General features: G+C 71.5%; 7 protein-coding genes. 4 read left to right on the top strand and 3 right to left on the bottom strand.

Annotated features, from left to right (window positions below; genetic code table 11):
* Positions 1-2 precede the first annotated feature (2 nt).
* Positions 3-1,583 carry an exopolysaccharide repeat unit polymerase gene (gene wzy, locus VZL07_RS14100; RefSeq protein ID WP_426756040.1) on the bottom strand — a complete coding sequence of 527 codons (1,581 nt, stop codon included), beginning with the start codon at positions 1,581-1,583 and terminating at the stop codon, positions 3-5.
* A gap of 56 nt (positions 1,584-1,639) precedes the next feature.
* On the opposite strand from wzy, the gene epsH reads away from it, so the two are divergent.
* Positions 1,640-2,947 carry an exopolysaccharide biosynthesis glycosyltransferase EpsH gene (epsH, locus tag VZL07_RS14095; RefSeq protein WP_426756039.1) on the top strand — a complete coding sequence of 436 codons (1,308 nt, stop codon included), beginning with the start codon at positions 1,640-1,642 and terminating at the stop codon, positions 2,945-2,947.
* Between the two features lie 10 nt (positions 2,948-2,957).
* Here epsH and VZL07_RS14090 read toward each other — a convergent pair whose 3' ends face one another.
* Together VZL07_RS14090 and VZL07_RS14085 are read right to left on the bottom strand one after the other, a co-directional pair.
* Positions 2,958-4,310: a sigma-54-dependent transcriptional regulator gene (locus VZL07_RS14090; RefSeq protein ID WP_426756038.1), complete on the bottom strand. Its 1,353-nt coding sequence runs from the start codon at positions 4,308-4,310 to the stop codon at positions 2,958-2,960.
* Complete coding sequence (locus tag VZL07_RS14085) at positions 4,307-5,800, bottom strand: ATP-binding protein (protein ID WP_426756037.1); 1,494 nt, start codon at positions 5,798-5,800, stop codon at positions 4,307-4,309. Before VZL07_RS14085 ends, VZL07_RS14090 begins: the two co-directional genes overlap by 4 nt.
* A gap of 138 nt (positions 5,801-5,938) precedes the next feature.
* On the opposite strand from VZL07_RS14085, the gene VZL07_RS14080 reads away from it, so the two are divergent.
* The 3 genes from VZL07_RS14080 to VZL07_RS14070 all read left to right on the top strand — a co-directional run bounded on the left by VZL07_RS14080 (position 5,939) and on the right by VZL07_RS14070 (position 11,858).
* Positions 5,939-7,042 (top strand): efflux RND transporter periplasmic adaptor subunit, encoded by a 1,104-nt coding sequence (locus tag VZL07_RS14080; protein WP_426756036.1) that lies wholly within the window; start codon positions 5,939-5,941, stop codon positions 7,040-7,042.
* Between the two features lie 21 nt (positions 7,043-7,063).
* The gene (locus VZL07_RS14075) at positions 7,064-10,237 is read left to right on the top strand and encodes an efflux RND transporter permease subunit (protein WP_426756035.1); all 3,174 of its coding nucleotides are present in this window, start codon (positions 7,064-7,066) and stop codon (positions 10,235-10,237) included.
* 325 nt (positions 10,238-10,562) lie between these two features.
* A complete protein-coding gene (locus VZL07_RS14070; protein WP_426756034.1) occupies positions 10,563-11,858 on the top strand; it encodes a TolC family protein in 1,296 nt (431 codons plus the stop codon).
* The last annotated feature ends 24 nt before the right edge of the window (positions 11,859-11,882 follow it).

Genomic DNA, 11,882 nt, shown 5'->3' with positions numbered 1-11,882 from the left:
GCTCAGCGCTGCTGGCGCGCGGCCGGGGCGTCGTCGTTGGGGTAGACGATGGCGCCCGGCGGTGGCAGCGGCGCGGTGGCGGCGGGGCCCAGCAGCCGGCTGCGCGGCATGGGCCACGCGCCGGTGTGCACGGCGAGCTTCCCCGTCATCGCCACGGCCAGCGATATCTGGAACGTGCAGATGTACGAGATGATGCCCATGTCGCCGAAGACCTGGTTGATGTACGTGGCCACCAGCCCGACGATGATGAGCGCCGCGGAGCGGTACTCCGACTCATGGGTGCGGTGGTAGGCGCGCACCACCAGGTAGATGGTGACGGCCAGGTACATCCACACGCCCGTGTAGCCCAGCATCCCCCCGAAGGCGAACAGCCCCAGCAGCGAGTTGTGCGGGTGGTAGCGGTACTGCGGGAAGACGAAGGCGATGTCCGGCAGCGGGATGGGCTCCAGGAACTCGTGCCCGTAGCCGGTGCCGAGAATCGGGAACTGGGCCCACGTCGCGATGACGTCCAGGTTCTCGATGTCGCGGTAGTCCAGGTTGCCCTCGCCGCCCTGGCCTTCAATCAGCGAGCGGATGGTCTGCACCGGCGAGAACACGGACGAGCCCGAGCTCCACCCCACCGCGATGTACACGGCGACGAGCGGCGCGAAGAAGGGCGTCAGGCGCACGAGGAACCGCTTCAGCGGCGTCCAGGGGTTGATGAGGAAGGCGGCCAGCATGCAGCCGCCGAAGCTGACATAGGCCAGGCGCCGGTCGTTGAAGACCATGCCAATGGCGATGAGGGCGATGATGACCAGGCCGCGCAGCATGTGCGCCGACTTGGGCCTCTCGATGAAGCGCGTCGTCGCCACCAGCAGGGCGAAGATGAACGTCATCGAGTCGGAGTGGGACGTGGTGTACTCCACCTCCACACCCAGCTGGTGCACCACCACCATGGCGAAGTAGGTGCTCACCGCGGACTTGGTGAGGCCGGCCAGGATGATGGTCTTCGCGAAGGCGGGCCAGTCCTCCGGGCCCCGCATGGCGTAGTGATACATCGCCACGATGAAGGGCATCATCGCGGCCTGGTGCCATTGCCAGAGCGAGTTCTTGAAGTCCCCGCCCCGGGCGATGCCCCGCACCTCCATCCAGAGGATGGCGATGAGGGACAGCGCCACCGCCGCGATGAGCGGCCGGGGCATGGGCAGGGGCTCCGGGTCGATGGTGGACTTCGTCACCCGCCGGTAGATGGCCAGCCCCAGCAGCCCGACGATGAGCACGTCCACCAGCGGGAAGCGCAGCGCCCCGATTTTGGTGATGTAGCTGAGCTGCGCGAACATCAGCTCGCCCAGCGGGTAGAGCGGTGAGGGCCACAGCCCGGACTGCGGGCGCTCCGGCACGTAGTCCACGGCCAGGACGAGCCAGGTCACCACCAACACCGGGTAGCGTATCGGGACCTTCAGGATGACCCACACCACCCCCACGCCCAGCACCGGGGCCAATGCGACCACGGGGTGGATGGCGGCGCCGCCCACGGTGGCCAGCACCAGGAAGGCGAGCAGCGCGGCGAAGCGCAGGTAGGGCGGCCGGTGGGGTGCGTACATCGGGACCGGAGGAGGCTACATCCGGGACACGGGTTGGGATAGATGGAGTGGCACGTATGCCTGCCCCCCGCCCACGCGTCCTCCTGATTGCCGAGCTGTGCAACCCCGACTGGGTGAGCGTCCCGCTGGAGGGCTGGTCGCTCTACCGTGCGCTGGCCGACGTGGCGGACGTGCACCTGGTCACCCACGTGCGCAACCGGGAGAACATCCTCAAGCAGGGCGTGCAGGAGGGCTCGCGGTTCACCGCGCTGGACTCCACGCCGGTGGAGAAGCCGCTCGACAAGGTGGGCGAGGTGCTGCGGGGTAGCTCCGGGGTGGGCTGGACGACGGCCACCGCGCTGAGCGCGCTGCCCTACTACTACTTCGAGGAGGTGCTCTGGCGCCGCTTCGGCCCGCGTATCGAGGCGGGCGAGTTCGACCTGGTGCACCGCTACACGCCCATCAGCCCCACCACGCCCAGCACGCTGGCGGCGCGCTGCAAGAAGGCCGGGGTGCCCTTCGTCATGGGCCCGCTCAACGGCGGCCTGCCGTGGCCCAAGGGCTTTGGCGGCGCGCGGCGGCGGGAGAAGGAGTGGCTCAGCTATGTGCGGGACGTCTACAAGCTGATGCCCTTCTACAAGTCCACGCGCGAGAACGCGGCGGCCATCCTCACCGGCTCGCGCGCCACGCGCAGCCAGGTGTCGGCGCGGTGGCAGGGCAAGACGGTGTACGTGCCGGAGAACGCCATCGACACGCGGCGCTTCGGCTCGGCGAAGTCGGAGGGGCCGGTGGAGCTGCCGCTGCGGGTGGCCTTCGTGGGCCGCTTCGTGCCCTACAAGGGCATGGCCATGCTGATGGAGGCCGCCGCGCCGCTCATCCGCGAGGGCAAGGTGGTGCTGGAGTACATCGGTGACGGGCAGGAGATGGCCAACCTCCGCGCGCAGGCGGCGCGCGAGGGTATCGAGTCCGGTGTCACCTTCGCCGGCTGGGTGAAGCACCACGAGCTCCAGGGCCGGCTGGCGAAGAATCACATCTTCGGCTTCCCCAGCGTGCGCGAGTTCGGCGGCGCGGTGGTGTGCGAGGCCATGGCGCTGGGGCTGGTGCCCATCGTCATGGACTACGGCGGGCCGGGCGAAATCGTGAGCCCGGCCACGGGCTTCGCCATCCCCATGGGCACGCCGGAGGAAATCGTCGTGCGCGTGCGCGAGGTGCTCACGAAGCTGGCGGCGGACCCGTCCGTCATCCGGCCCATGGGCGAGCGCGCCCGGGAGCGCATCTTCAAGCACTTCACCTGGAAGGCGAAGGCGGACCAGGTGCTGGAGGTCTACCGCTGGGTGCTGGGCGAGCGCGGCCAGCCGGACTGGGGCATGCCCCTGGCGGACTGAGGGCGCGGCCTCACTCGTCCAGGTCCAGCTTGCGGTACAGCGTGCGCCGGTTGATGCCGAGGATGCGCGCGGCGGCGGCCTTGTTGCCCCCCTGCGCCTCCACCACCTGGCGCACGTAGGCGCGCTCCACCTCTTCCAGGGATGCGTCCTCGCCCGAGGCACGGTTCAGCAGCGACGTCAGGCCGCTGTCGCCGCCGGGCAGGTCGAAGTCCTCCGGCACCAGCGTGTCATGGTCCGCCAGGGCCACCGCGCGCTCCAGCAGGTTGGCCAGCTCGCGCACGTTGCCGGGCCACGCGTGGGCGAGCAGGCGCTTCATCGCGCTGGCGGACACGCCCAGCACCTCGCGCTGCTGCTGCTCGCCCAGCCGGCCGAGGAAGAAGTCCACCAGCGGGAGGATGTCCTCGCGCCGCTCGCGCAGCGGGGGCACCTCGATGCGGATGACGTTGAGGCGGTAGTAGAGGTCCGCGCGGAAGCGGCCCTCGCGCAGCAGCGTCTCCAGCGGCCGGTTGGTGGCGGCCAGCACGCGGGCGCGCACCGGCGTCTCCGTGCTCGCGCCCAGGGGCCGCACGCGCCCCGTCTCCAGCGCCTGGAGCAGCTTGGCCTGCACTTCCAAAGACAGCTCGCCTACCTCGTCCAGGAACAGCGTGCCGCCGCCGGCCGAGACGAAGACGCCGGCCCGGTCCTCTCGCGCGTCGGTGTAGGCGCCCCGCTTCGCGCCGAACAGCTCGCTCTCCGCGAGGCCCGCGGGCAGGGCGGCGCAGTTGAGCTGGAGGAAGGGCTGGGTGCGCCGGGCGCTGGACTCGTGGATGAAGCGCGCCAGGGCGCTCTTGCCGGTGCCCGTCTCGCCGGTGAGCAGCACGGTGGCGTCGCTGCGCGCCGCGCGGCGGGACACCTCCAGCGCCTTCTGCATGGCGGGGCTGCGGGCCACCAGCCCCCCGGGCGTGTCCCCCGGGACGGAAGCGCGCAGGCGCACGATTTCGCGGCGGAGCTGCCGCTCGCGGAAGGCGCGCTCCAGCGTGAGGACGAGCGCGTCGATGTTGAAGGGCTTGGTGACGAAGTCGCAGGCCCCCGCCTTCACCGCCGCCACCGCCAGCTCCACGCTGCCGAAGGCGGTGATGAGCACCACCAGCTGTCCGGGCTTGCGCGCCAGCAGCGCCTCCAGCACCTCCGTGCCGCGCATGCGGGGCATCTCCACGTCGGTGATGACCAGGTCGAAGGGCTCGCGCTCGAAGAGGGCCAGCGCCTCCTCGGGCGAGGTGCGCCCCACCGTCTCGTAGCCCCGCGCGTCCAGGCTCTCGCAGAGGAAGTCCACCACACCCGCGTCATCGTCCAGGATGAGCAGGCGCTTCCTGGGAGTGCTCATACCGCCCCCATTTCCGCTTCCGTCGCGGAAGGAATGTGCACGATGAAATGAGTGCCCTGGCCTTCGCGTGACGTCACCGCCACGGCGCCGCCGTGCTCGGCGACGATGGCCTTCACCACCGGCAGGCCCAGGCCCGTGCCGCCGTGGGCGCCCCAGGTGGTGAAGAAGGGCTCGAAGACACGCTCCAGCGCCGCCGCGTCCATGCCCACGCCCGTGTCCTCCACGTGGAGGCTCACGCCGTGGCGCTCGCGCAGGCCGGGAGCGGGCTGGAAGGTGGAGGGCTTCAGCGTCACCCGCACCGCTCCGCCCCGGGGCGTGGCGCGCAGCGCGTTGGTGAGCAGGTTGAGCGTCACCTGCTGCAGGCCATCGCCATCCGCCAGGACGCGCGGCAGGGGCTCCTCGGGGTGGAAGGTCAGCCGGACGTCGCGCTTGCGCGCGTCGAACGCCAGCAGCTCCACCACCGCGCGCACCGAGGCGAGCGCGTCCAGCGGCTCCAGCCGGGAGGGCTTGCGGCGCGCCAGGTCCAATAGCTGGCGGACGATGCGCTCGATGCGCCCCGACTGCTCCACCAGGATGCGCGCGTTGCGCCGCACGTCCTCCGGCAGCTCCTCGCGCGCGGCCAGCGCCTGGGCCCGCCCGTTGAGGATGAGCAGCGGCGAGCCGATTTCGTGCGCCAGCCCCGCGGAGAGCTGTCCGACGGCGGCGAGCTTGTCCACGCGCCGCAGCCCGGCCTCCAGCGCGCGCCGCGAGTCCGCCTCGGCCGCCAGCCGCTGCCGCGCCTCGCCCAGCTCCTTCACCATGGCGTTGAAGGCATGCACCACCTCACCCACCTCGTCCTCGCCGCCCGCCGTCACGGTGGCGGTGAAGTCGCCGCCGCGCACCGCGCGCATCGCCCGCACCACCCGCTCCAGGGGCTGCTGGAGGTAGAGCATCAGCAGCAGCCAGCCCACCACGGAGATGCCGGCGATGAGCGTCAGCACCGACAGCACGGTGGTGCGCGTGGTGGACGCCAGGTCCTGCCGCAGCCCGTCCAGCGGCTTCACCACCGCGAGCGCGCCCACCGACGCGCCGTCATCGCTGAGCAGGGGCAGCACGACGAGCAGGTGGGCCAGCCTGTCGGGGCCCGTGAAGTCGGTGAGCGAGTGGCGCGTCTGCAGCACCCGTGAAGACGCGTCCTCCACCAGGGGCAGCGTCTGGGTGCTGCCCGGCGAGCGCACCACCACCGTGCCCCGCGCGTCGAAGACGAACAGGTCCACGGTGGGGTCCCGGTGCTCCAGCGACTCGAGGATTTCGTTGACGTCCGCGGCCTGCCCGTCGCGCAGCGCGTTCTCCATGGCCACCTGGAGCGCCGTGGCCAGCAGGCGCGTCGCCTGCTCGGTGGCCGTGCGCAGCTCGTCCTCCTCCTTCCGGAGCTGGCTGTAGCCGTAGGAGCCCAGGATGATGGCGCTCGTCAGCGTCAGGCCCAGTCCCAGTTTCGTGGAGATGCGCACGCCGGGCACTGTGGCGAAAGTGCACAGGTGGTTCAATAAGCACCAGTCACGCCTGCTCGCTGGGCTTGAGCTTCCTGAATGATTCCAGTGGGTTGAGGCTTTGACGCGGTGGACCGGGACTTGCCCAGGGGGCTGGGCATGAATCGGACCCTGCTCCTTGGCCTCTGGGCCGCCTCCGCCGCCTGCTCGGGCGCGGCCACTCCTCCCGCCCCTCCCGAGCGCGCCGCGCCCGCTCCCTTGAAGGAGGGGGTGGTGCGGCTCTCCGAGGCCTCCCAGGCCTTCGTCACCGTCACCCCGGTGAAGGCGGACGCCAGCAGCGCGGCGCTCCAGGCCCCGGCGCGCGTGGCCTTCCGGGACGGGGCGCTGTCCCGCCTGGTGGCGCCGCTGGCGGGCCGGGTGGTGAGCGTGCACGTGCGCACCGGCGACACGGTGAAGCCGGGAGACGCGCTGGTGACGCTGGACTGCCCGGAGGCGGCGGCGGCGCGTACGGCGGTGGCCACGGCGACGGCGGCGCTGCGAGAGGCCCAGTCCGCCTTCGAGCGCGAGGCGCGCATGTTCGCGCAGGGCGTGACGACCGAGCGCGAGCGGCTGTCGGCGGAGACGCGGCTGGCGGAGGCGCAGGCGGAGCTGGCGCGGGCCCAGGCATCCGTGGGCTTCGTGGGCGCGGGCAGCGGCACCACGGTGGTGCTGCGCGCGCCGCTGGCGGGCACGGTGCTGAGCCGGAGCGCGGCGGAGGGCATCGCCGTGCAGCCGGGCGGGGACGTGCTGGTGGAGGTGGGAGACCCCTCGGCGCTGTGGGTGGTGGCGGACGTGTTCGAGCGCGACCTGCCCCGGGTGCGCGAGGGCGCGCGGGTGCGGGTGACGCTGCCGTCCGTGCACGCGCCGCTGGAGGGGAAGGTGGACTCGGTGGGCGCGGTGGTGGCGGGCGGCTCGCGCACGGCGCCGGTGCGCATCACCCTGGATGCGCCCGTGGCGGGGCTGCGCCCCGGCATGTTCGGGCGCGCGCGCATCGATTCACCGGACGCCAGCCTGACGTTGCCGGTGGAGGCGGTGCTGCTGCGCAACGGCAGGGACTCGGTGGTGTACGTGCAGGAGGGCACGGGCACCTTCGTGCGGCGGCCCGTCGTCGTCGCCCAGCCGGTGGACGGGCGGGTGCAGGTCATCGCGGGCCTGTCACCCGGGGAGCCCGTCGTCACCCGGGGCGCGCTGCTGCTGGATGGCGCGGCGGATCAACTTCTCTGAGCGCGGCGAGGACCTCTACCCATGTTGCGAGCACTCATCGCGTTCTGTGTCCGGAGCCGCCTGCCCGTCCTGCTGCTGACGCTGGGCATCGGCCTCTTCGGCGTGAAGGCCTACCTGGAGACGCCCGTGGAGGCGTTTCCGGATGTCACCAACCTCCAGGTGAACGTCATCGCGCAGATGCCCGGGCTGGCGCCCGAGGAAATCGAGCGGCAGGTGACGGTGCCCCTGGAGCGCGTGCTCAACGGCACGCCGGGCATGGTGCAGATGCGCAGCGAGAGCCTCTTCGGGCTGTCGCTCATCTTCCTCACCTTCGATGACGGCGTGGACCCGTTCCGGGCGCGCACCATCGTCGGGGAGCGCATGTCCACCGCGGACATGCCGGAGGGCGCCGACGTGCGCCTGGCGCCCGAGGCCACGCCGCTGGGCAAGATCTACCAGTTCCGCGTGCTGAGCGACCGGCACACACTCACCGAGACGCGCTCGGAGATGGAGTGGAACATCGCGCGGCACCTGCGCCAGGTGCCCGGCGTGGCGGACGTGCTCAGCCTGGGCGGCTTCCTCAAGGAGTTCCACGTCCAGGTGGACCCGTCGCGGCTGCTCGCGCACGAGCTGACGCTGGCGGGCGTCACCGAGGCGCTGGAGCGCTCCAACCGCAACGTGGGCGGCGGCTTCCTGCGCCAGGGCGACCAGGAGCTCCTCATCCGCGGCGTGGGCTACCTGCGGGACGCGCGAGACGTGCAGAGCATCGTCCTCAAGAGCGAGGACGGCACGCCGGTGACGGTGGGCGACGTGGCGCGGGTGGTGGCGTCGCACACGCCGCGCCGGGGCTCGGTGAGCCACAACCTGGACATGGACGTCACCGAGGGCGTCGTGCTGCTGCGCCGCGGGGAGAACCCCAGCACGGTGCTGGAGGGCGTACACGCGAAGGTGGAGGAGCTCAACGCGCGGGTGCTGCCCAAGGGCATGCGCATCGAGCCCTTCTACGACCGAAACGACTTGGTGGGGCACACGCTGTCCACGGTGCACCACAACCTGCTGCACGGCGCGCTGCTGGTGGTCGCGGTGGCGTGGCTGTTTTTGCGCAGCCTGCGCTGCTCGCTCATCGTCGCGTCCGTCATCCCGCTGGCGCTGCTGACGGCCTTCATCGGCCTGAAGCTGGTGGGGCTGCCCGCCAACCTCATCTCCATGGGCGCCATCGACTTCGGCATCCTCGTGGACGGCGCGGTGGTGCTGGTGGAGAACGTGCTGCACGAGGCGGGGGTGAAGCGGCCGCGGCGGCGCAGGGAGATGCTGGGGCTCATCCTGCACTCGGCGCTGGACGTGGCGCGGCCGACCTTCTTCGCCATGGCCATCATCATCGCCGCGCTCATCCCCGTCTTCACGCTGGAGCGCGTGGAGGGCCGCATCTTCCGGCCGCTGTCGCTGACGTACAGCTTCGCGCTGGTGGGGGCGCTCGTCTTCGCGCTGACGGTGGTGCCCGCCCTGTGCGCGCTGCTGCTGCGGCCGAAGGACGCGGAGGTGAAGGAGCCGAAGCTGCTGGGCACGCTGCGGGACGGCTACGCCCGCGCGGTGACGTGGCTGATGCCGCGCAAGGCGCTGGTGTTCGCGAGCATGGCGGCGCTGGTGCTCTTCACCGGCGTGGTGGGCTCGCGCGTGGGCAGTGAGTTCCTCCCGGAGCTGGACGAGGGGGACATCAACATCTTCGTGGAGATGCCGGCCAGCATCTCCCTGGGCAAGGGCGCGGACATCCTCCTGGAGGTGCGGCGACGGCTGCTGGACTTCCCCGAGGTGAAGGAGGTGCTCGTCGAGCAGGGACGCCCCGAGGACGGCACGGACAACGAGGCCGTCAACATGGGGAAGACGTTCGTCCGCTTCACACCCGAGGAGACGTGGCGCGAGGGCTGGGACAAGGAGCGGCTGGTGCGGGAGATGCGTGCCTCGCTGCTGGAGATTCCGGGCGTCAGCTTCAACTTCTCGCAGCCCATCAAGGACAGCGTGGAGGAGGCCATCAGCGGCGTTCGCGGCAAGGTCGTGCTGAAGATTTTCGGCACGGACCTGGCGGCGATGCGCGGCACGCTGGAGCAGGCCGTCACCTCGCTCCAGAAGGTGCGGGGCGTGGTGGACCTGGGGCTCTACCGCGACTCCAGCGTGCCGCAGCTCCAGGTGGTGCTGGACCGCCCCGCGCTGGCGCGAGCCGGCATCGATGTGTCCACCGCGCAGGACCTGGTGGAGACGGCGCTGGGCGGCCGGGTGGTGACGGAGCTGTGGGAGCAGGAGCGGCCCGTCCCGGTGCGCGTCATCCTGCCGGCCTCGGAGCGGGACGACGAGGCGCGCATCGGCAGCATCCTGGTGCCCACGGCCACAGGTGGCCACGTGCCCTTGCGCGAGGTGGCGCGGCTGGAGAAGGCGCTGGGCCGCGCGAGCATCAACCGCGAGGCGAACAGCCGCACGCTGGCGCTGAAGTTCAACGTGGAGGGCCGGGACATGGGCTCCACCATCCAGGAGGCCATGGCCACGGTGGAGCGCGAGGTGACGGTGCCGGAGGGCACGTTCCTGAAGTGGGGCGGCGAGTTCGAGAACCAGGAGCGCGCCCTGGGGCGGCTGGCGGTCATCGTGCCGATTTCCTTCCTGGTGGTGTTCGCGTTGCTGTACGCGGCGCTGGGCTCCATGCGGAGCGCGGGCGCGGTGCTGGCAGGGGCGCCCTTCGCGATGTGCGGCGGCGTGCTGGCGCTGGCCGTCACGGGCATCCCGTTGTCGGTGAGCGCGGCGGTGGGCTTCATCACGCTGCTGGGGCAGGTGTGCCTGGCGTCGCTGCTGGTGGTGAGCGCGGTGGATGACCGACGGAAGGCGGGCGAGGCGCTGGAGTTGGCGCTGCCGTCGGGAGCGGCAAGCCGCTTCCGCGCGGTGCTGATGACGGCGCTGCTGGCGATGCTTGGGCTGATGCCAGCGGCGCTCTCCAGCGGAGCGGGCAGCGAGACGCAGCGGCCCTTCGCGGTGGTCATCATCGGCGGGCTGGTGACGGCGGTGCTGGTGTCGCTGTTCGCGCTGCCGGCCTTCTATTCCGTCATCGTGGGGAACAGTGTGTCCGCCTCGGGCTCGCGGGAGGACGAGGAGGACGGCCTGGATGCGGGCGTGGAGCACATCGGCCCGAAGGGGCACGGCCCGGAGCAGGCCACCGCGGAGGTGGCGGCATGAGGCGCTTCATCGGGGCGAGAGCTCGGAGGTCGCCGCCGAGCGTGGCATCCCGTGGTGATGTCGGCGCGAAGCGCGGCATGGCGGACCGCAAGGCGCGGCAACGGTGGTGCATCGAGGCGCTTCGGCGTGGCGCCGGCTGCGGTCCTGTTCTGCGGAGTGGCCTGCGTTCAGTGCATGGCGGCTTGAAGCGCTTCATGCCGGTGCGTGCCCACTGGGCGCTACCGGAGACGGAGCCGTGCGGCGCCAGAAGCGGGTTCAGCACAGAGGGAGTTCCATGGTTGTCGTTGGTGACGGAAGGCGTTCAGGGCGAGGCGGAGGTGACGGAATGAAGCGGTTCATCGCATGGGGCGTCCTGGGCCTGCTGTCGGCCGGGAGCGCCGGGGCGGAGCAGGCCGAGGTTCCTCCGCCGGACCGTCACACGATGGAACAGAAGCGGTCCGAGGCCGCGCTTCCGGAGCGAATCACGCTGGAGCAGGCGCTGGCGCTCCTTGATGAGCGCAGTCCCTGGGCCGCGGCCGAGCGCTCACGCGTGGACGTGGCGGCGGCGGGCCGCGCCGAGGCGAGCATCCTGCCCAACCCGTCATTCAGCTACGGCACGCAGTTGCTGGCAGCGGGCGTGAATACCGGCTCGTCGGTGGTGCACGAGCTGTCGCTGGAGCAGCCCCTGCTGCTCTTCGGGCAGCGTGGCGTGCGCCGAGAGCTGGCGGAGCGCAACGTGTCCGCCGAGCAGGCACGGGTCAAGGCCTCGCTGGCGGAGCGCGCGTTGGCCGTGCGCGAAGCCTTCGCGGCCCTGCTCACCAACCAGGAAGAACTGCGCGTCCTCGAAGAGACAGCAGTGGACCTGGCGCGCGTGGAGAAGGTGGTGAAGGGCCGCGCGGCAGCGGGCGACTCCAGCAGGTACGACGTGGAGCGCATCGAAGTGGAGAGCCGTGCGTTGGAAGTGGAGGTGATGAACGCGCGCGCCAGCGTGGACGACGCCTCCGGCCGGCTGGCCGCGCTGCTTGGCATCGAGGGGTGGCACCCGAGGGCACAGGGCTCGCTGCGCATCACCGAGTCCCTGCCCGACCTGCCGCTCCTGTGGGAGTCCGCGCAGCAGCGCCGGCCCTCGCTGGTGGCGGCGCGGGCGCGGCAGGCGGTGGCGCGCGGCGGCCTGGACGTGGCGCGCCGGGACCGGTTGCCGGTGCCATCCGTGGCGGCGGGTGTCATGCTCACGCGGAACGAGAAGAGCACCATCGCCATGGTGGGCGTGGGCCTGCCGCTGCCGCTTTTCGACCGGAACCAGGGCTCCATCGCCCGGGCGTCCGCGGAGATGCAGGCCGAGGCGCGCGCGATGGAGGCGGAGCTGGCTGAGGCCCGCGCGGAGCTGGCGCGGGCGCACGCGGTCCTGGAGGGGCGCAAGGCAGCGCTGGCGCGTCTGGAGCACGACGTCGTGGAACGGCTACCCACGGTGCGTCGGATGGCCGAGGACGCCTACCGCGAGGGACGCGGCGGCATCCTGGAGTTGCTGGACGCGTTCCGCTCGCTCAAGGACATGCGCGTGCTCCACCTGAAGCAGCAGGAGACGGTGAAGCTCGCGGAGGCGTCCGTGCTCTTCGCGGCGGGGCTCGACAGTGCGCACTGAAGGAAGGCCCCGGTGCGCTTCACG

Origin of the sequence: Pseudomyxococcus flavus (assembly GCF_050038885.1) — a bacterium.
GTDB classification, from domain to species: Bacteria; Myxococcota; Myxococcia; order Myxococcales; family Myxococcaceae; genus Myxococcus; species Myxococcus flavus.
The sequence above is the reverse complement of the archived record's forward strand: the minus strand, read 5'-3'. Positions and strand labels throughout refer to the sequence as shown.